Raw genomic sequence first — 20,180 nt, 5'->3', positions numbered from 1 at the left:
AACTATGAGCAAAAAAATCCTCACCATCGTTGGGGCGCGTCCTCAATTCATTAAGGCTGCCGCCGTCAGTCGCGCTTTTCTGGATTTCCCGGATATGACGGAAATCATGGTTCATACCGGGCAACATTTCGATGCGGATATGTCCGATATCTTTTTTGACGAACTTGACATCCCAAAACCGGTGCACAGCCTGAACGTCAATGGCGGTGGACATGGTGAAATGACAGGCCGTATGCTGGAAAAACTCGAACGCGTCATGCTGGATGAAAAACCCGATATGGTTTTGATCTACGGAGATACCAACTCCACGCTGGCAGGCGCCTTGGCTGCGGTCAAATTGCTCATCCCGGTGGCTCATATCGAAGCAGGCTTACGTTCCTTCAATCGTGCGATGCCCGAAGAAATCAACCGCGTTATGGCGGACCATGTCAGCACCTTGCTGTTCTGCCCAACCCAATCTGCTGTAGACAATCTGAACGCCGAAGGGATTACCCAAGGCGTCTTCAAGGTGGGTGATGTCATGTTCGATGCCACCAACTTTGCCACCCAAAAAGCACAAGAATCTTCTTCCATATTGGAAAAGCTGGGCCTGCGCGAAGGTGGATATGCGGTTTCCACGCTACACCGTGCAGAAAACACAGACACATGCGAAAACCTGACACGTGTTCTCAATTGGTTGAAAGATAAGGCAAAGGAATGCCCTGTCGTCCTGCCCTTACACCCCAGAACACGGGGCGCGGCAGAACGTTTTGGCCTGAACTTTGATGGATTGACCTTATGTGATCCGGTCGGTTATTTGGATATGGCAAAATTACTCAGTGCCTCCAAAGCGGTTTATACGGATTCAGGTGGTTTACAAAAAGAAGCCTATTTCCACAAAAAACCGTGTGTCACCTTGCGCGATGAAACCGAATGGGTGGAAACAATCGAATGTGGTTGGAACCGCTTATGGAAAGTTTGTGATTATAAAGAACGCAAAGATATAGACGAATATGGTGATGGTCGTGCCTCCCATGTCATCTTACAGGCGATACAGGACTACTTGGGATAAAAGAATATGCGTTCATCGGATCTAAACACTGCAATTGTCTATTCTGCCTATGGTAGCCGTGCTTCCTACTATGACGATTGGCTTGATGCCTTCAGCAACGCACCATATTTTCACGCACGATCCTTCAATATCGCCGTAAATGAATCGAAAAAAGACCTTATTCAAACAATTGGTGAATATGACCTGATTGTTCTTTTGCATTCTGTAAATGCCGATAATTTGATTTACGCACGTGAAATATTGCCTGCATTGCAAAAACGCAAAGGCAAGCTTTTGTCTTTTGTCGGCAATGAAATCAGTCTACCCGGGGCCCCAATGGTTCCCAAAATTCAATATTTAAAAGATGCCGGTGCCGATTTTATCGCCACTCAATTGTTACTGGAAACCGGACAATATCTGTACAGCGATACCGGGGCCAAGATATTGGCAGTGCCCCATGCCTTAAACCCCGATGCCTTTAAACCTGTTATTGCGCAAAAAGATCGAACAATCGACATTGGTATGCGGTCTTTTCGATATCCGGCAACATTTATCGGGGATGAAGACCGTAACCGCCTGATTGACTTGTTCGAAGCCAATGCCTTTTCCCCGCCTTTAGTCACCGACATCAGCACCTCCAGCCGATTGGACCGTGAAGGGTGGGCCGCCTTTTTAAATGGCTGTAAAGCCACAGTCAGCAATGAGGCTGGCGGTCATTGGATCGATAAAGACGATGCCACAATGAACGCCATAAAAGACTGGATCAAAGCCAAAAGCGGCGGGGCAAGCATGACAATTGCATCGGAATCCCCTTTGCGTCGCCTCGTCCATAAATTGCCGTGGGGTGTCCGCCAATGGCTGATTAAAATCCTGAGTAAAGGCATCATTCGCCACGAAGCCTTGATCGGGCAGGATGAAGATTTTGTCGAAGTCTATGAACGTTTTTTCAAGAACAGACCCTTCCCCCCGAAAATCAGCGGGAAATGTGTTTCTTCACGTCATTTCGATGCAGTGGGCACGCAGACTTGCCAAATTATGATGGAAGGTCGTTATAACGATATCTTCATCGCTGATGAACATTACATCCCTTTAAAGGAAGATTTGTCTAACGCACAAGAAGCCGTTGATAAGCTTGCAGACATGACGTTTCGTACACAACTGGCTGAGCGCACATACGACTTCACAATGGCAGAGCACACCTATACCAAACGTATGGATTATATTTATAAAGCGATATCTTAAAGGATGTTGGTTTGTGCGTTACAGTGATTTGATCACAGCCTCGATAATCATGTCTTGTGCATCTTCTTCCAGATAAGGATGCATGGGAAGACTGATCACCGATTTTGCCAGTTTTTCGGAGACTGCAACCCCTTTCTGACAACAAGGATAAGCGGCGTATCCTGTCTGTTGGTTCAACGCAATTGGATAATAGAAAACTGAAGGGATGCCTTCTTCCTTTAACGACGTTTGCAATTGATCACGCCCCTCAGACACCAACGTGTACTGCGCCCACGAAGAGGTTGCTTTTTGCATCACGCGCGGCGTTTGAATATAGGCATTCAGCTTTTCACTATATCGCTGGGCGATACGATCGCGCGCTTCAAGTTCATCTTCAAAAATAGCGAGTTTTTCAATCAATATGGCGGCTTGTAAGGTATCCAGTCGACTATTTACGCCCACACGTACGTTGTCGTATTTATCCCCGCCTTTGCCATGAACGCGCAGACTTTTAATCAATGCGGCTCGTTCAGGATCATCCGTCATAACCGCACCACCATCACCGTAGCATCCCAACGGCTTGGCAGGGAAAAAGCTGGTCGTGGTCCATGTCGCAAGTTTGCCGGCGCGCACACCGTTTAGAGAACCGCCCAACCCTTGAGCCGAATCAGCCACAACAACCATATCATTTTCGGCTGCAATGGGATTGATTTGATCGTAATCCGCCGGTTGTCCAAACAAATCAACAGGGATCACAATTTTCGGCGTTAAACCTTGCGCACGGGCATCCAAGACCGCCTGTTTCAGGCTGTTTGGATCCATATTGAACGTATCCGGCAGAACATCCACAAAAAATGGTGTTGCGCCCAACAAGGGGACAACTTCTGCCGTTGCCACAAATGTCATTGCAGGCACAAAGACCGCATCCCCCGGGCCAATCCCTTCCGCCATTAAAACAAGCTGTAACGCATCAGTTCCATTGGCACAGGACAAGACATGCTCAGCCCCGGTGAATTTGGCCAATTTGCTTTCAAATTCGCCAACCTCCGGCCCCATAATAAAGACCCCATGATCAATAACCTTGGCAATTGCCGCATCAATTTTATCGCGAATACGATCACGCTGCGCCTTTAGGTCAATAAAGGGGGTAGAGGGATGGCTCATCGTTATACTTCCTCAAGGACACCGAGGGCTGTTTCGCGATATTGCGTCCCTTCAATTGGACAGATCAAATCTTCACCCAAACGTGCACCTGCCTTACTCATCCAACCGATCTGTTTTGCAGGAACACCTGCCATCAAGGCATAAGGGGCCACATCTTTGGACACAACAGCACCGGCTGCAATAAAGCAATATTCGCCTAAGTCATGTCCACAGACAATCGTCGCATTCGCACCGATCGTTGCACCTCGTTTAACAACTGTTTTGCGATATTCCGATTTGCGTTCGATCTCGGCCCGGGGATTGTTTACATTGGTAAAGACACAGGACGGACCACAAAACACACCGTCTTCCAATGTGACACCGGCATAGATACTGACGTTGTTTTGCACCTTGCATTTATTGCCGATGGTGACATCCGGCCCAACAACGACATTCTGACCAAAATTACAGCCTGTACCGATTTTCACACGGCCCAGAATATGGCTGAAATGCCAAATTTTCGTCCCTTCGCCGATTTCACACGGATCATCGACATAGGAACTTTCATGGATAAAAACGCCCGGAAAACGTGCTTGCTCAGTCATTATTTTAAATAATCCTGCGTAAAGCTATGTTGTTCACCACTGCTTGGTTTGATATCGGCATTACGGATGGCAGAAACCATTTCAATGGATGGACGGGCGTCATCCAGACCAAACCCATTGCCAGCCAGTATTTGTTGATAGCTCTGTGTGTGTAAATCGGTAAAACCGCCTGAAAATTCAATTTCATCGCCATCAATGGTAATGGAACGATACGTTGGCTGTTTTCCCTTCACCTGTTCCGGTAAATCGTTGCGATCAACAGACAGGAACCAGCGCACACGCGCACGTTCAAATTCCAGATAGCCCGCCGCCCGGTTGTCATCGCGCAAGTGCACCACACTTTGTATGTTTTTGCCAAATAAATGACCCAGCATATCAAAGAAGTGTACCCCGATATTGGTCGCGATACCGCCTGACTTGCTGACATCCCCTTTCCAGGACGTGTGATACCACTGCCCCCGGGATGTAATGTAGCTGAGATCCACATCATGTATCTTGTCAGGTTCCGCATCGACTTTTTGCTTCAGCGCAATGATTGCAGGATGTAAACGCAATTGCAAAATGGAATAAACACGTTTGCCTGTTTCACGTTCCATTTCGGCCAAACCATCGATGTTCCACGGGTTCAGGACCAACGGTTTTTCACAAATCGCATCGGCCCCACAACGCATGGCAAAGCGGCTGTGCGCATCGTGAAGATAATTAGGAGAACAGATACCGACATAATCAATCTGGTCCCCACGGCGATGCAATTTATCGATATGGCGATCGAAACGCTCAAACTCTACAAAAAAACGGGCGTCCGGAAAATGACTGTCGATAATTCCGACAGAATCGTTAACATCGTAAGCCGTTACAAGATCACCACCAATCTCATTAATGGCGCGCATATGGCGCGGTGCGATATATCCGGCGGCTCCGATCAGGGCAAAGCGAGGTGTTTTCTGTACAGATGTCATGTGAACCAGCGTGTTTTCGAGTTTGCATAAATCTTAAAAAGCGAGCTGAACCAAGAACTCACCCAGACAAAATGGAGTAGCGAAATACTATAGATATGACAAGCTTTTTCATCTTTCATCACAACTTATCATTTGGACACCATAAAATTTTGCCAAACACTAAAGTTACGGTGGACATTTAGAGGCGTTCTTCTATTTTAATGGAAAATTCCCCAATCGGCTAATTTCAAGAGGCAATGACGTGAAAGTTTTCATTACAGGCGGCGCTGGTAACATCGGTTCGACAATCGCAGACTTACTGCTCGCACGCGGCGATCAGGTTCTGGTTTTGGACGATTTTTCAACGGGTAAAAAACACCATATTCAAGATCACGAAAACCTGACCTTTGTGGAAGGCTCTATTGTTGATGCGGAATTGCTCAATAAATTAATGACAGATTTCCAACCCGAAGCCGTTGTCCATTGTGCAGCATCTTATAAAGACCCGGACGATTGGGTCACAGATACAATGGTCAACTCTGTCGGCGGTGTAAATGTTATTCAAGCCTGCCAAAAACACAATGTAAAACGCACGATCTACTTCCAAACCGCGCTGTGTTATGGCATTCACCCAACGGAACATCCCATCACCTTGAACCATCCGATTAACCCGGACAACAGTTCTTACGCCATTACCAAAACATCGGTTGAAGAAGTATTGCGCCTCAGCGGTATTGATTACGTAACCTTCCGTCTCGCGAACGTCATTGGCCCACGTACCGTCAGTGGGCCGCTGCCGATTTTTTATCAGCGCCTCAAAGAGGGCAAACAATGTTTTGCGACCAAAGCACGGCGCGACTTCATCTATACACCCGACCTTGCCAAACTGGTTGTGCGTGCAGTCGATGGTGAAGGCAATGGCATTTATCATTTCTCTTCCGGTTCAGACTGGGCGATCAAGGATTTCTACGACCTTGTTGCTGGCGCGATGAAACTGGACCCGATCCCCGCACCTGAAATCAAGGAATTAGGGGCAGACGATGCAGCCTCCATCCTGCTGGACCCCAGCCGTACCTTTGCCGATTTCGGTGAAATTGAATTTACCCCGATGGAACAAGCCATCCACGACATTGTTGCATATTATGACAAGCACGGTGTGCATGGTGGCTATACGCACCTGAAAATCAACAAAGAAGATTAAGAGGGCCTATCACAATGCGTGTTTTAATTACCGGTGGTTCCGGTTGTCTGGGTGCCAATATCGCAGAACGTCTTTTGGCCGCAGGTCATAGCGTTTTATCCATCGACAATTTCGCAACAGGTCAACGCGGTGCCCTTGCCCCGCATGATAACCTGAAAGAAATCGAAGGCACCATTGCCGATCAGGCCTTGGTTGACGATTGTTTCGATACGTTTAAACCGACGCATGTCGTACATTCTGCCGCCGCCTATAAAGACCTTGATAATTGGGCCGAGGATGCGGCAACAAATGTGTTGGGCACGATTTATGTTGCCAAAGCTGCCAAGCGTCATAACGTCAAACGTTTCATCAATTTCCAAACGGTTCTCTGTTATGGTCGGACCGACGTTCGCCCGGTGCCGATCAATCATCCGGTTGCCCCGTTTACCAGCTATGCCATCAGCAAAACAGCCGGCGAACAATATATTGAAATGAGCGAGCTACCTTACGTTTCCTTGCGCCTGTCCAGCGTTTATGGACCGCGACATTTCAACGGGCCTATTCCGACATTTTACCAGCGCCTGTGTGAAGGCAAAAAATGTTTTGTCGTCGATACCCAGCGCGATTTTATCGAAATGGAAGACTTCCTCGACTTGTTTGACCGGATCATGCAAGACGATGCACCGACCGGCACCTACAATGTCTCCAGCGGTTCAGATGTTACAATCAAGGAAATTTTTGATTCAATTGTCGAAAACCTCGGCATCGAACTGGATGAACCGGTTGAAGTCCGCCCACCTGAAGATGACGATGTTGCCCGTATTCTACTGGACCCAAGTGAAACAGAAAAAGCCTTTGGCTGGAAAGCAACCACAGCTTTGAAAGAAGGAATGGTCAAGCAAATCCAGTGGTTCAAGGAACACGGCGTTGAACAAACCTATTCCCATCTCAAAATCGCACAAAAAAATAAAGATTAAACGTCTTAACTATTCAAAATCCACCCCATAAAGGGTGCGCCAGATTCAAAAGGCACATCCTCTTTTATCCTTTCCCTTTGCGTTTATTTTCAACTATATTTTTCCTTTACACAGGCAGTGGAAAATTACGATGACACCGGAAAGCGCCCTTACCTTCTTTCTTGCCATTTTTATTTTTGGCATCACCCCGGGCCCCGGCGTCTTTGCCATTCTCGCCCGTGCCATGATGGACGGGAGCCGTGCGTGCTTTATGCTCAGCCTTGGCATGGCCATTAGCGATATTCTCTACTTGATTGCCGCGTGTCTCCGCTGGACCCGTAAATCATTCGCAGTGAAGTCTGCTCGTAATGGAATTGGGGGCACTCATAGAAAACTCCTGTTCGTTTCCTATGTTGAATCATAATTTGACCCTTTTGGGAATCCCCCAAGAGTCAGAACAACCACATTTTGGTATAATTCACATCTGGACAGTAGAAAATATAAAATGCAGAAGATTCCAATCACTATAAGGTGCTTGTTTTACTTGTCGCTAAGCTCTATTGTTGCACATCAACTTCGGCGAGCTTGAGGGGAAGCTTATGGAATATATTGCTCATCGCTTGAATACTGTTGCCCAACTAAAAAAATCTCCAACCTGTTTTGGCGTTGAAGTTGACATCAGAAGTGATAGAGGCAAGCTTATCATTCACCACGACCCTTTTTGCGAAGGTGAGTTCTTTGAAGATTGGATTAGCGCCTACAAACACGGTACACTTATTTTAAACGTAAAAGAAGAAGGTTTAGAACAAAAACTTTTGGACATAATGTCTTTGCACAACATCACCAACTTCTTCTTTTTAGATCAATCATTTCCTTTTTTGGTAAAATGGGCGCAGATGGATGAAAAAAGATGCGCGGTAAGGGTTTCTGAATTTGAAACCATTGAAACAGCCATGGCGTTAGCAGGTAAAGTCGAGTGGGTTTGGGTGGACTGTTTTACTAAATTCCCGTTAACCCCGGATGAAATTGTAGCATTGAAAGAAGCTGGCTTTAAGCTCTGCTTGGTCTCACCTGAGCTTCAGGGGTACAATGCCGAAGATGGAATTCTGCAATTATTTACCACATTAGGAAAACACAAAACTTTAGTCGATGCCGTCTGCACAAAGAGACCGGATTTATGGGCTGCTTTGGATAAAGGGTGATAACACATTGAATAATAATCTATTTTCAAGCCCATTGTTTATTGTTGGGGGCATCATCAAAATTGCACTTCTTTTTTTATTTTTGCCCCAATCTGTCCATATTTGGTATGAACCGTTCCTAAGCACATCGATCGCAAACTTTGATTTAGACCCTTGGGGATCTCATATAGCTGCAAAAGGAGATGTCAATGCATTTCCTTATGGATATGCTATGTGGTTAGTTTTTCTACCCATGACGCTATTGTCCAAGATTATCCCTGTTGACATCAGTTATGCATATGGTTTTACATTGCTGATCTTTGACCTATGCCTTCTTGTTGTCCTGAAGAAATTGATGAAAAGTGCCGTAAAGCCGGTATTGTTATTCTATTGGTTATCACCGATTACAATTTTTTCCACCTATTGGTCTGGGTTTAACGATTTAATCCCCGTTTTCTTTATTGTTTTTGCTATGCTGCTTTGCCAACAATTTAGATTAGTTGAAGCAGGCTTTGTCTGTGGTTTTGCGATCTCCGCAAAGTTGAGCATGATTGTAGCATTCCCATTTTTCATCTTATATTTATATTGCGGTAAATCATTGAAAGAAAAAATTTTTCAATTCCTCTTAGGAGGAGTAGGGGCATTTTTTGTATTGGGCTTGCCATTTCTTCTGTCTGATTACGGCTTGAACATGCTTTTGAGCAATGCAGAAATGTATAAAGTTTACCACTTATCCGTCAGTATCAATCAGGATGTTCAAATTTATATTTTACCTGTAATTTACTTACTTGTAGTTTATGGGACTTGGCGTATTCGACGTATCAGCTTTGATTTGTTTTTTGCCTTGCTGGGGATTGCCTTTTTCTCCATCGTGCTATTAACACCAGCCTCACCAGGTTGGTTCATGTGGATAGTACCATTACTTGTCTGGTATCAGAACTTAAGCGATAGAGTAGCAACGATGCTCGTTCTGATTTTTACTGGACTTTATGTTTTATCCAGCCTGATGATTGTACCATCTCCTTTCTACCATATTGGTGGAGACGAATTGATCCAAGTTTATGGGAACATTACTTCCCTCGTTAATGGGCATCATGTGGCTCTTCTTCATACCGCATTATTTGTAATTGGGATAATTTTGATCGTTCGAATATGGCGTGAAGCCATCCGTTCTAATGACTATTTTAGATTAAGCCGAAAACCTTTCATCATGGGAATTTCAGGAGATTCCGGAGCCGGTAAAGATACACTGGCAAGTTCTATTGAAGGATTATTGGGGAAAGAATCAACTGTTCATGTTTCAGGTGATGATTATCATTTATGGGATCGACACAAACCTATGTGGCAGGTAATGACACACCTGAACCCACGAGCCAATGACCTAGAACGATACGCTAAAGATCTTGGCATGTTAGCCAATGGACGCGCTATTCAGTCACGCCGCTATGATCATTCTGTTGGTAAAATGACACGCCCGGAATCTAAAAAAAGTAACGATTTCATCCTGGCGAGTGGTTTACACGCGTTGCATCTTCCCATGCTAAGGCAACGATATGATCTTAGTATTTATCTTGATATTGATGAAACACTTCGAAAATACTTTAAGATTCAACGTGATGTGAACAAGCGCGGCCATCCTATTGAGCGCGTCCTATCTTCGCTCGAAAAACGAGAAATGGATGCCGTAAAATTTGTTCGCCCTCAGCGTAAATATGCGGACCTTGTATTAGCTTTGCTTCCTGTTCATCATTTACCCAAGGATTTGGCTGAACCTCAACCAAACCTGCGGCTGAAGCTGAAAGTCTTATCCCGAAATGGCTTTAACGAAGATTCTTTGATCCGTGTTTTGGTTGGAATTTGCGGCTTACATGTAGATCTACATCACAACGAAACATCAGACGAAATCGAAATGCTTATTGAGGGAGAGGTTGAGGCCGAAGATATGCGTTTATCGGCTAATACACCTTTCCCTGATATGGGCGAATTTTTGGATAGCTTTCCATCTTGGGAAAATGGTATTCCTGGTTTAATGCAACTTATTGTTCTTTCTCACATGAACCAGGCTCTAAATAAGCGATTAGCATGATTAATTTTATTAATGAAACAAAGTTTACCCAACGTCCTGATGCGATCCTGTTTGATACAGATAATACGCTTTATCCGTATGAGCCCGCACATAAAGCAGGTATGGATGCCGTTCGAGAAAAAGCAGCCCGGACATTTTCAATCAGCAATGATGAATTTAACTCAGCCTTTTCGAAAGCGCGAAAGGATGTCAAGTCCAAGCTCAGAAATACTGCTAGTTCCCACAGTCGATTGCTTTATATGCAAAAAATGTTGGAATACATTGGCTTGGGATCTCAGGTTCTGCTCGCGTTAGATTTTGAGCAAACCTATTGGCGTACTTTCCTGAGTAAGGCTGAGCTTTTTGATGATGTGAAGGAATTACTAGATGACATCCGTCTTCTTGGTATTCCTTCCGTTATTGTCACCGATTTAACTGCTCAAATTCAATTCAGAAAGATTGTCTATTTCGGTCTGGACCATTATTTTGATTATATCGTGACTAGCGAAGAATCAGGCTCAGACAAACCAGATTCTGCATCCTTTCAAATTGCACTGGAAAAGACGAAACCAAAGGGAAGTAATATTTGGATGATTGGAGATAACCCTGTCAATGATATAAAAGGTGCGCGTGAGGCTATCAAGGCAACAACACTGCAGAAAATTCATAAGGGAGTTGAAATAGGTACTGGTGACTGCGAAGCCGACTGTACTTTCTCAAATTTTTCTGATTTACGCAAACTGATCAATGTGCTGAGTGGAAACTAAATATGGTGCAAGCGGAATATAAAGAATACTGCGCAACAGTAGGTCATGATCCTTTGCACATTCAAGGAGCAGGTGGTAATGCGTCTTGGAAAGAGGGTGACACTCTTTGGGTGAAAGCATCTGGAAAATGGTTGGCGGATGCGACCAAGGAAGAGATATTCCTGCCCATCGACCTAGCGGAACTGACCTCACATATTGAGACAGGAAATTTTGAAATTAAGCCTGTCATTTTGAAAAAAACAGAACTACGCCCCTCTATAGAGACTATTTTACATGCCGTAATGCCGCAAAAGTATGTATTGCATACTCATCCTGTGCAAGCCCTTGCTTACTTAGTAACAAAAGAAGGCAAAGCAGACATTGCCACTCGCTTAGGGGATAAGGTAGCATGGACTTATGTTCCTTATAGAAAGCCAGGCCCAGATTTAGGCAAAGCCATTTACAAAGCTATTCATCAGCAACCCCAAAAAAACATCACCGTTGTTTTTTTGGAAAATCATGGCGTTGTGATTTCAGCAAACAAACTTGATAAACTAATAGCTTTGAACGAATTTCTAACCAAGGAATTGTCCCGCGATATATCTGCAGATTTGTTAAATGCTCGCTCTATACAAGAGAACAAACATAATTTTTCAGGATATCACCTCCTTGATAATCCAATTGCTATGGCCTTTGTGCATGATGAAAAACGTATTGAAATTGCAAAAAAATATTGGGCGCTTTATCCTGACCATGTCGTTTTTTTAGGAGAGAAGGCCCGCTTATTTCTCAATCAAGACGACTGTAAAAAAGCGTTTGAGCATGAGGGAAATTTGGGTGATTATGCAATCGTAGAAAATTACGGTCTGCTGATTAAAGACAAGCTCCCTCAAAATAAAATTGATATGCTCATTTGTTATATATCTGTTTGTGTTCGGCTTGATTTATCAAAGCATATTTCCCCTCTATCAATAGAAAATATTGGAGAATTGCTCAATTGGGATGCCGAAAAATATCGATCATCCATTTCTAAATAGTTTATTTTCCCGGTGTCCGTTATGTTTCTCTCAAGTACCAAATTGCCTAAAATTAGATTTCCAAAGATTTATTATAGAAAATATCTGCTAAGTGCCATTTGCATTGTTATCCTTAGCTCAATTATTTATTTAGCTGGAGCCACAACTATTGGGCCTTTTATTTTTGGTGATGAGTCCACATACATGCAAATTGCTAGGAATTTTGCGCTTTATGGGCGATTTGACCCAGATACCCAATATAACCCACTTTATCCTTTATTGATTGCTCCAGCCTTTCATCTTTTTGGGATGGAAGGGGTCTATTTATGGGCCCGTTTACTATCTGCAATTAGTTTTGCTTTGGCCGCTGTACCAGTATATTTCTTTGCAAAAGAATTGGATTTCCCCAAAAATGGGTGTCGTATTATTGCGATATTAAGTGTACTTTTGCCCAGTGGCGTCTTTACCCATATCATATGGGGCGACCCGCTGATGTTCCCACTTATTGCAGCTGGGGTACTTTTTACACTCAAATATTTTAAAACTGCGCATCTCGTGTTTGCATTGGTCGCAGGTATGTTTTTCGGCCTGTCATATGTGGCGAAGCAATATGGCCTTGGGCTTGGTATTGCTGCAACGTTAAGTGCATTATTATGGGGGATAGTTTCCTATAAAACGCATAAGCATCGGGTTTGGGGAGCCTTTGCTTACCTCCTTGGTATTGCTATATTTATCTCTCCTTTGGTTATTCGGAATGCACTAAAGCCCGAAGGTAATGTTGTGGGCTACCAGTCACACTTCGATGAATATAGTAAGACAATCACCGAAAAACCATTCCTAGAATTTATAGGCACCTTTGCTGATGCGCTATCATATCAGGTTTCCGGTCTTATTTTTTCAACATGGGGACTGCTACCTATTGTAGCTGTTTTCTTCATTGTTTATTGGAAAAAAATAAAATCTCATGAATTTTGGTTATTTTGGGTACTTCTCTTTAGTTTAGGTGGATTGGTGTTGCTTTCATCCGTTCACATGATTTCCTATAAGTTACCACATCTTGCAAACGGGCGATACTATGCGACAGTTACTCCGTTTGTAATTATTCTTGGGCTCCGCTGGCTTTATACAGTGTTTGCACGTAAAAAAAACACCGAGAAAATTAATAACACAGCTCAAACTAATGCCACACGAGAGCCTTTTAAATTTCTACTTATCAAACTGATCTTACCATCATTCCTGATTATAGTTTTCTTTTTGATATCACATACACCGCTCCATGGCTTGATTCCACTTGGCCTGGTCCATAACCCAGAGCTGTCATTCATGAATTATTTCTTACATAATGACAATATCCCTTGGACGCATGGAATTGGCCGAGCACCAGCAACGATGGAATGGATTATTGCCATAGCATTATTGCCAGTATTTACTTTATGTCTGTTTATCGCCGGATACCGGTATAAGTCGCGTATTTTGTTTTTATTACCTATTATGTTTGTCCTCTATCAAAGTTATGATGCTCATAGATATGGACGAAAGCTAGGAGACGTACATTTCCACCAAAATAATATCTTGCGATATGTAACCACATTGAAAGAAGATAAGATTAGCTTTGGATTTGACAAAGAAAGTTTTGATGCCTCTGCTATGTTTTTCGCTCAATTTTGGTTAGGCCCAAGCCAGTATCCCTATTATGATCCTGTGGCCTTTATGGGAACGGCTAAATTTACGTTCTCTCCATCTGCCGTACTCCCTAATATTCCTCAGATTATTTATGACCGAGGAACAGCTGTTCGAGGACCTTCTGCCGAAGAGCTTATAAAATTCGGATCAACCGAGGGTGTGGTATTGTTACCTTGTCATCATAAAACCCCAGCATTTCCTGACGGATACTATCAAATCGCCGGCCATACACCCATGAGCTTGCGAGGAAAGACAGGACATGCCATTAAGAAAATATCAGTCACTGTCCCAGCGTCTACAAGTTGCGACAGTAAGATTGCTGAGTTCGATGTCCGTATCAATGGAAAGCAATTATTTAGAATAAATGCACACTCTCTTTATGATGTGACATTGGAAACAGAAGTGGATGTTCCTGCAGGTGAGTACGAAATACAAGTTATACCTGTTGAAGGAAAAATATGGGCCCTTAAAGGCGTAAGTTTTGAAAGTACACATAACAATCGACCTGGCATTATGGTTTCTGCTAAACCGTTGCCTTTTCCCATATTAAAAGAATCTTGGAAGTGGAAAATTTACGATAGCCATTAAGGGGATAGCCTGTTTTTAAGGCTTTTGTCAGACTCATTAAAAATCCTAAGGGAAACACCCATATGCTAAATAGCAAAGACAGAAAGCCCTTCATTCACATAACAACAGTTATGCTACTGGCTTTAATTGCATCTTCGGCCGTAATGTGGATCTATCTGAATGGCCCTTTGCAAGGGGATATTAACAATCATATCCTAACTTCTGAAAAATACGGCATACCACAATCTATGCAAGAACGAGGTATTGAGCCTTTCATGAAAGGTCAAAAAGAATTGGGCTGGGATGGTCAATTCTATTATTATATCTCCAATGATCTCCTCGGTGTTACAGATATTCCTCGACATATAGACTCCATTGCATACCGATATCAACGTATTGGTTTACCGCTTTTAGCAAACATTGTATCCAAAGTCACTTTCCAGTCTTGGGTGACGCCGACAATCTATTACTTGACTTCTTTACTACTCGTCATACTGGCCTCAGGGGCCGCTGCATTGTTTTTTTCGGAGCGAAACGTAAACCCCTATTATGCGTTATTCTGGACCCTAGGACTGGGAACCCAGATCACACTGGTCAACGGTTTACCGGATGCCGCCGCAGATGCTTTGCTGATTCTAGCACTGACCAGCTTGGCTCGAGGGAAGCTCAAAACATATGGAATAACTATTTTGTTGGCAGCATTGAGCCGTGAAGCCTATGTGATTATTCCTTGTTCAATTTTGCTGGGCATTTTGGTTCGGGAGATTCAGATAAATGGAATCAAGGTGGTGTATGTTGCTAGAGAACTTTTCCGCATAGTTATGCAAAACTATGTCCACTGGATCCCTATTCTTTTATTTGGAGCGTGGCATGTTTATGTGAGAGCCCATTTTAATCAATCTCCGTCCTCCCAAGCACATGGTATCTTAGGAGCACCTCTGGCAGCTACGTTTGATTATCTTATGGCTGGCATCAATGGCGATCATCCCAAAGTTGGACCTGGACAAGCTGCCCACAAGGAGGCAGCCGCTATTCTATCCTACCTGCTCCTGCTCTTTTTGGTAGCGAAGGGTTCTTTTGCTCTGGTATCTAATGAGATTATAAAAAAAGAACGCAATAACTTAAACGATCTGAGGCTGGGAGTTGGAATTGCTTTCATCTTGATTGTGGGTCTGTATATATGTTTTGGTGATACGGTGATGTTTCACCATACAGGCTTTTTAAAAGCGGCAAATATTTTCATCTTTCTGCTTCCTTTTATGGCAGCCTTATCTAATACTCGTTTAAAGAAATTTATTATTTCTTTTCTTGTTCTCACTGTTATTTTTCATTTTAATTTGCTAGGGGACCGCATTGCACCGTTAGGCTTGACGAGCTATTATGCACCTCCACAAAAAGTGGAGTATGTTGATAAACAACCAGCGTGTCTCACGAATTTTTCCTCACGATTAACACCATCTTTTGATTTCAAATGGCTGAAACAAGCTCATATTTTGGAAGTTAATACAGTCTTTGAGAACTTGTCAGATAAGCCGTTCTCCCCATATCAGGGTGCAGGAACCGTGCGATTAAGCTATCACTGGTTGGAAAAGAAAACAAATAAGGTGCTTCAAGATGGCTTGCGTACGGATTTACCAAAGACTTTACCTCCGGGACATAGCCTGAGCTTGGATATGAAAATACAATTCCCAGAAAGCGCCGGTGAATACATTCTTGTTCTAAGCCCAGTACAGGAGGGATGTGCTTGGTTCTATATGGTTGATCCATCAACTTCAATTAGAATTCCTATGGATATCCATTGAAGAAAACATTTGTTTGATTAGGGGTAATCTGTTGCCTATTATGCTTTGAGATGAAGCTAACGAAAAATTTTATTACGATTAATTAGAGTTAAATAAAGAGATGGCATGAATGACTTGTGAGCGGTCAAATATCTCGTTGCTGTATAGTTTTCGGGAGAAGCGGATAGGTTTCAGGGTGGATATGTCACGTAGGGCGATTGACCCTGTTGAGGAGATTAACTCGCACCTATCACCGAACGACCATCGTGAGGCTCGGTTTGTGCCGATGACCTCGTATAGGAGTTTGGTTTGGCCGTTCACAGCCTTTCGGGGTTTCCGCTTCCCAACACAGGGAGTATAGCAATGGCTTACATCGGTGTCGATCTTCATACCAATTTTTTTACCATTTGCCGTCTGGAAACAGATGGTTCAGAACAGTTTGAAACCTTCCAGCTTTGTGCAAACGATTTGGAACGGTTCTGTCTCAGGCTGTCGGCAGACGACGAACTCGCGATTGAGGCAACCGGCAATTCCGCCTATTTCCGCGACGAGGTCATCTCGTGCGTTGGTCGCATCGTTGTGGTTAATCCCGGGCTGACGCAAACACGGGATTTATTGGTCAAGCAACGCACCCGTCTTTTGAACAAAATTCATGCCTTATTCAATCGTCACGGTATCAAAATCAAGAAAGAGAAATTCACCTCGAAACGCTCTTTGGAACGTATAAATATGGATGTGTTCTCAAAAGTCGAACGCATTGAAATCACCCTTGTTCGCGATCAGGCCCTCAGCCTGACACAAGCGATTAAAGATGCGGATGTCGAAATTGAACGATTTGCGGCTTCTTTGGACGGGTTTGAAGGTTTGCTGATTATCAAAGGGATCGGTTCGCGTACGGCGGCCATTTTCTTGTCTGCAATCGGGAATGTGAATGACTTTGAAGACGAGAACAAACTGGCTGCCTATTTTTGTATCGTTCCACGGGTTAGTCAGTCCAACGAAACAGACCATCGTGGTCGAATTACGAAACGGGGCAACAAGCTGGTCAGGACGGCACTGGTGCAATGTTCTCTGATTGCCATTCGCTATTCCGGTTACCTCAACAGTTACTACCATCGCATAAAAGGACGCCGAGGCAGCGGAAAAGCCATCATAGCCACAGCCCGCAAGCTCCTGAAAATTATTTACGATACCTTGAAAAACGGATGGATATTCAAGGATTTTACAACTTTTACACTGGCGGAGAATAAAGTTCCCGCTGGACAAACATCATAGGAGGGAATAATGAAAACAGCACTTATTACAGGTATTACGGGGCAGGATGGTGCTTATCTTGCCGAGCTACTATTGGAACAGGACTACAAGGTATATGGAACATACCGGAGAACCGCATCTACAAACTTCTGGCGTATCTGCGACCTCGGCATTCAGAATAATCCGAACCTCCATTTGTGTGAATATGATCTAACGGACTTGGGTTCGAGTATTCGTCTCTTAGAAGAAACGCAGCCTGAAGAGGTGTACAACTTGGCTGCACAGAGCTTCGTAGGGGTTTCTTTTGATCAACCGCATACAACAGCGCAAATCACAGGAATTGGACCACTTAATCTTTTGGAAGCGATCCGTATCGTAAATCCTAAAATTCGTTTCTATCAGGCTTCTACTTCCGAGATGTTTGGTAAAGTGCAAAAAATCCCTCAACAAGAAAGTACACCATTTTACCCAAGAAGTCCGTATGGAGTAGCGAAGCTTTATGCTCATTGGATGACTATAAACTACCGTGAGTCCTATGATATTTTCGGCTCATCCGGCATTCTCTTTAACCATGAATCTCCGTTACGAGGATTGGAGTTTGTGACTCGTAAAATTACTGATGGTATTGCTAAAATCAAACTAGGAAAACTGGACTGTCTAGAACTGGGCAATATGGATGCTAAGCGCGACTGGGGCTTTGCGAAAGACTATGTTAAAGGTATGCATTTAATGCTACAGGCAGATGAACCGGACACATTCGTGCTGGCAACCAATCGCACAGAAACGGTACGTGATTTTGTTTCTATGTCTTGTAAGGCAGCAAAGATTGATATTGAGTGGCGGGGCAAGAACGAGGATGAAATTGCCGTTGATATAGCAACAGGCAAAACCATTCTGCGTGTGAACCCAAAATTCTATCGTCCGGCTGAAGTCGATTTGCTGATCGGAAATCCGCAAAAAGCCAAAGATATTTTAGGCTGGGAACCGGAAATGGACCTAGAGCAACTATGTGCCATCATGGTGGAAGCAGACCTACGACGCAATGAAAACAATCGTTCATTCTAAGGCAAATATTTAAAATATGAAGGTTTTAGTAACTGGCCTATCTGGCTTCACAGGACAATACTTAAAGGCAGATTTAATTAACGCAGGTCATACTGTATATGGACTTCAATCCAACTTATTGGATGAAAATGCATTAAGGGAAGAATTATTAAAGGTGCAACCAGATGCAATTGCTCACTTAGCTGCGATTTCATTTGTTCAGCACAATAATTTAAACGAGATTTACCAGGTTAATTTAGTTGGAACTCAAAACCTTCTTTCTGCGGTATATACCTCCGTTCCAGATATACAAAGCTTTTTACTTGCTAGTAGCGCAAATGTATATGGCAATAAATCTGGCGGTAAAATATCTGAATCTGCACCTTTTGATCCTTGCAATGATTACGCAGTTAGCAAGGTATCTATGGAAATGATGGCACGTTTATGGACAGACCGTTTACCTCTTTTTATTACTCGCCCATTTAACTATACAGGTGTTGGGCAAACTATAAATTTCTTAATCCCAAAAGTGGTAGATCATTTTAAACGCAAGGAAAAAAAACTTAACCTTGGGAATATAGATGTAAAAAGAGATTTCTCTGATGTACGTTTTGTCTCCAGTTGCTATCGTCACTTACTGGAAGCTCCGCCAGTTGGTGATGTCCTTAATATTTGCAGTGGGGTTTCTTATTCAATTAAAGAGATTATTGATTATTGTGAAAAAATCACCGAGCATCAAATTGAGGTCAGCGTCAATCCTCTCTTCGTAAGGTCAAATGAAGTAAAGGAATTGTTAGGAGACAATCAAAAACTAATTTCTTACATGCCACAGGTAAATTTGATGAACTTTAAAGATACACTGAATTGGATGCTAACGTAACGTCAATTCGGGATAAGAAATGTTGTCTGCAAGCCTTTCAGTGAACATGCAGGTTTCCTCGGTTTCAAAACATATGCAGCCAATCCTGCAAGCAGATTGATGAAGAAATGATCTGTTTTTCTGTGTCTTGAATGTTCAATCTGGCAAATTTCTTTCAGTTGTCCGATAATAGCTTCGACAATCGCCCGCTTGGACAGGAACCATTTCTGGAAAGAAGTATGATTGGCTGGTTTCATTTTCTTTCGGTGTTTTGTAATGAATTCAACCCCTTGTTCTGACAAATCTTGCGTCAACTTTTTGGAGATGTAACCTTTGTCACCTGCGGCTAAGCCTTTCAGGCTCTTGAATAATCCGGGAACAGGCTTGCGATCATCGACATTGCCCGGCGTCAGGTGAAATGACATCAACTCACCGCGATTGTTGATAACCAGATGAAGTTTGAAGCCGTAAAACCAGCCCATGGAAGACTTTCCCCGTTGGGCCAGATCGACAAATGTTTTGTGACTGTTGATGCGTTGAGTGCGGCACACGCTCAAAGTCGTGCTATCAACAAAATACAGTCCTGTTGGTAAGGCTGTTTTCGATTTGAGAAACGCACAAAAAGCAGGAAATACTGACGTGCCCCACTTTGGTGGTCCAACCGCTATGTTAGTTTCTGGCGGTCAATGTCGTCCTGATGTGGCGACTGAAGCGTAGCGTAAGTCAAAACATCAGGACGAGGCAAGATTGTTTTTGGTGCCGGAGGCTTGTAGCCCAGTGAACTGTGCGGACGAACTTCATTGTAAAACTGTCGCCAGCGTTCAATCAGAACCTTTGCCTCCTGCAAGGTATAGAATATTTCTCCGTTTGAAAGTTCATTGCGAAGCTTACCGTTAAAGCTTTCGTTATAG

18 protein-coding genes and 1 pseudogene are annotated in these 20,180 nt (G+C 43.5%); 14 read left to right on the top strand and 5 right to left on the bottom strand.

Annotation, left to right across the window (positions count from 1 at the left end):
- Positions 1-4 precede the first annotated feature (4 nt).
- Both wecB and IEW74_RS10665 read left to right on the top strand, forming a co-directional pair.
- Entirely contained in the window at positions 5-1,051 is a 1,047-nt protein-coding gene (gene wecB, locus IEW74_RS10670; RefSeq protein ID WP_188664683.1) for a non-hydrolyzing UDP-N-acetylglucosamine 2-epimerase, read from the top strand.
- Positions 1,052-1,057: 6 nt separating this feature from the next.
- Positions 1,058-2,272 carry a glycosyltransferase gene (locus tag IEW74_RS10665; protein ID WP_188664681.1) on the top strand — a complete coding sequence of 405 codons (1,215 nt, stop codon included), beginning with the start codon at positions 1,058-1,060 and terminating at the stop codon, positions 2,270-2,272.
- 18 nt (positions 2,273-2,290) lie between these two features.
- Here IEW74_RS10665 and IEW74_RS10660 read toward each other — a convergent pair whose 3' ends face one another.
- The 3 genes from IEW74_RS10660 to IEW74_RS10650 are packed head-to-tail and all read right to left on the bottom strand — an operon-like array spanning position 2,291 to position 4,958.
- A complete protein-coding gene (locus IEW74_RS10660; protein ID WP_188664679.1) occupies positions 2,291-3,415 on the bottom strand; it encodes a DegT/DnrJ/EryC1/StrS family aminotransferase in 1,125 nt (374 codons plus the stop codon).
- Positions 3,416-3,417: 2 nt separating this feature from the next.
- Positions 3,418-3,999 carry an acyltransferase gene (locus tag IEW74_RS10655; RefSeq protein WP_188664677.1) on the bottom strand — a complete coding sequence of 194 codons (582 nt, stop codon included), beginning with the start codon at positions 3,997-3,999 and terminating at the stop codon, positions 3,418-3,420.
- A complete protein-coding gene (locus IEW74_RS10650) occupies positions 3,999-4,958 on the bottom strand; it encodes a Gfo/Idh/MocA family oxidoreductase (protein WP_188664674.1) in 960 nt (319 codons plus the stop codon). Before IEW74_RS10650 ends, IEW74_RS10655 begins: the two co-directional genes overlap by 1 nt.
- Before the next feature lie 241 nt (positions 4,959-5,199).
- Between IEW74_RS10650 and IEW74_RS10645 the strand changes: the two genes are divergently transcribed.
- From IEW74_RS10645 to IEW74_RS10590, 12 genes are all read left to right on the top strand, one after another.
- Positions 5,200-6,138, top strand: coding sequence for an NAD-dependent epimerase/dehydratase family protein (locus tag IEW74_RS10645; protein ID WP_188664671.1), 939 nt, complete (start codon positions 5,200-5,202; stop codon positions 6,136-6,138).
- Between the two features lie 14 nt (positions 6,139-6,152).
- Entirely contained in the window at positions 6,153-7,094 is a 942-nt protein-coding gene (locus tag IEW74_RS10640) for an NAD-dependent epimerase/dehydratase family protein (RefSeq protein WP_188664669.1), read from the top strand.
- Between the two features lie 130 nt (positions 7,095-7,224).
- A complete protein-coding gene (locus IEW74_RS17350) occupies positions 7,225-7,497 on the top strand; it encodes a hypothetical protein (RefSeq protein ID WP_229734320.1) in 273 nt (90 codons plus the stop codon).
- A 175-nt stretch (positions 7,498-7,672) separates the two neighbouring features.
- On the top strand, positions 7,673-8,275 hold the full coding sequence (locus tag IEW74_RS10630) for a phosphatidylinositol-specific phospholipase C/glycerophosphodiester phosphodiesterase family protein (RefSeq protein WP_188664667.1): 603 nt from the start codon (positions 7,673-7,675) through the stop codon (positions 8,273-8,275).
- A gap of 7 nt (positions 8,276-8,282) precedes the next feature.
- Positions 8,283-10,340, top strand: coding sequence for a hypothetical protein (locus tag IEW74_RS10625; RefSeq protein WP_229734319.1), 2,058 nt, complete (start codon positions 8,283-8,285; stop codon positions 10,338-10,340).
- Positions 10,337-11,086 (top strand): HAD family hydrolase, encoded by a 750-nt coding sequence (locus tag IEW74_RS10620; protein WP_188664664.1) that lies wholly within the window; start codon positions 10,337-10,339, stop codon positions 11,084-11,086. Before IEW74_RS10625 ends, IEW74_RS10620 begins: the two co-directional genes overlap by 4 nt.
- A gap of 2 nt (positions 11,087-11,088) precedes the next feature.
- Positions 11,089-12,102 carry a class II aldolase/adducin family protein gene (locus tag IEW74_RS10615; protein WP_188664662.1) on the top strand — a complete coding sequence of 338 codons (1,014 nt, stop codon included), beginning with the start codon at positions 11,089-11,091 and terminating at the stop codon, positions 12,100-12,102.
- Positions 12,103-12,123: 21 nt separating this feature from the next.
- Positions 12,124-14,352, top strand: coding sequence for an ArnT family glycosyltransferase (locus tag IEW74_RS10610; RefSeq protein WP_188664660.1), 2,229 nt, complete (start codon positions 12,124-12,126; stop codon positions 14,350-14,352).
- A 62-nt stretch (positions 14,353-14,414) separates the two neighbouring features.
- The gene (locus tag IEW74_RS10605) at positions 14,415-16,133 is read left to right on the top strand and encodes a hypothetical protein (RefSeq protein ID WP_188664658.1); all 1,719 of its coding nucleotides are present in this window, start codon (positions 14,415-14,417) and stop codon (positions 16,131-16,133) included.
- Between the two features lie 342 nt (positions 16,134-16,475).
- Positions 16,476-17,387, top strand: a complete 912-nt coding sequence (locus IEW74_RS10600) for an IS110 family RNA-guided transposase (protein ID WP_188664656.1) — start codon at positions 16,476-16,478, stop codon at positions 17,385-17,387.
- Between the two features lie 9 nt (positions 17,388-17,396).
- Positions 17,397-18,431, top strand: a complete 1,035-nt coding sequence (gene gmd / locus IEW74_RS10595; RefSeq protein ID WP_188664654.1) for a GDP-mannose 4,6-dehydratase — start codon at positions 17,397-17,399, stop codon at positions 18,429-18,431.
- Positions 18,432-18,447: 16 nt separating this feature from the next.
- Entirely contained in the window at positions 18,448-19,290 is an 843-nt protein-coding gene (locus tag IEW74_RS10590; RefSeq protein WP_188664652.1) for a GDP-mannose 4,6-dehydratase, read from the top strand.
- 2 nt (positions 19,291-19,292) lie between these two features.
- Here the strand turns inward: IEW74_RS10590 and IEW74_RS10585 are convergent.
- Positions 19,293-19,904: pseudogene (locus tag IEW74_RS10585) on the bottom strand (IS982 family transposase); the annotation flags it as partial.
- A 29-nt stretch (positions 19,905-19,933) separates the two neighbouring features.
- The coding region (locus tag IEW74_RS10580; RefSeq protein WP_229734317.1) for an integrase core domain-containing protein at positions 19,934-20,180 on the bottom strand (247 nt) is incomplete at its 5' end.

The sequence above is a fragment of the Terasakiella brassicae genome, from assembly GCF_014641495.1.
Taxonomy (GTDB): domain Bacteria; phylum Pseudomonadota; class Alphaproteobacteria; order Rhodospirillales; family Terasakiellaceae; genus Terasakiella; species Terasakiella brassicae.
Note: the sequence above shows the minus strand (reverse complement) of the source record. Positions and strands in the feature narration are given on the sequence as shown.

Coding starts and splice junctions, on each gene's coding strand:
- IEW74_RS10600 (WP_188664656.1), top strand. CDS start 16,476: ATGGCTTACATCGGTGTCGATCTTCATACCAATTTTTTTACCATTTGC.
- IEW74_RS10620 (WP_188664664.1), top strand. CDS start 10,337: ATGATTAATTTTATTAATGAAACAAAGTTTACCCAACGTCCTGATGCG.
- IEW74_RS10590 (WP_188664652.1), top strand. CDS start 18,448: ATGAAGGTTTTAGTAACTGGCCTATCTGGCTTCACAGGACAATACTTA.
- IEW74_RS10640 (WP_188664669.1), top strand. CDS start 6,153: ATGCGTGTTTTAATTACCGGTGGTTCCGGTTGTCTGGGTGCCAATATC.
- IEW74_RS10650 (WP_188664674.1), bottom strand. CDS start 4,958: ATGACATCTGTACAGAAAACACCTCGCTTTGCCCTGATCGGAGCCGCC.
- wecB (WP_188664683.1), top strand. CDS start 5: ATGAGCAAAAAAATCCTCACCATCGTTGGGGCGCGTCCTCAATTCATT.
- IEW74_RS10615 (WP_188664662.1), top strand. CDS start 11,089: ATGGTGCAAGCGGAATATAAAGAATACTGCGCAACAGTAGGTCATGAT.
- IEW74_RS10605 (WP_188664658.1), top strand. CDS start 14,415: ATGCTAAATAGCAAAGACAGAAAGCCCTTCATTCACATAACAACAGTT.
- IEW74_RS17350 (WP_229734320.1), top strand. CDS start 7,225: ATGACACCGGAAAGCGCCCTTACCTTCTTTCTTGCCATTTTTATTTTT.
- IEW74_RS10655 (WP_188664677.1), bottom strand. CDS start 3,999: ATGACTGAGCAAGCACGTTTTCCGGGCGTTTTTATCCATGAAAGTTCC.
- IEW74_RS10630 (WP_188664667.1), top strand. CDS start 7,673: ATGGAATATATTGCTCATCGCTTGAATACTGTTGCCCAACTAAAAAAA.
- IEW74_RS10660 (WP_188664679.1), bottom strand. CDS start 3,415: ATGAGCCATCCCTCTACCCCCTTTATTGACCTAAAGGCGCAGCGTGAT.
- gmd (WP_188664654.1), top strand. CDS start 17,397: ATGAAAACAGCACTTATTACAGGTATTACGGGGCAGGATGGTGCTTAT.
- IEW74_RS10610 (WP_188664660.1), top strand. CDS start 12,124: ATGTTTCTCTCAAGTACCAAATTGCCTAAAATTAGATTTCCAAAGATT.
- IEW74_RS10665 (WP_188664681.1), top strand. CDS start 1,058: ATGCGTTCATCGGATCTAAACACTGCAATTGTCTATTCTGCCTATGGT.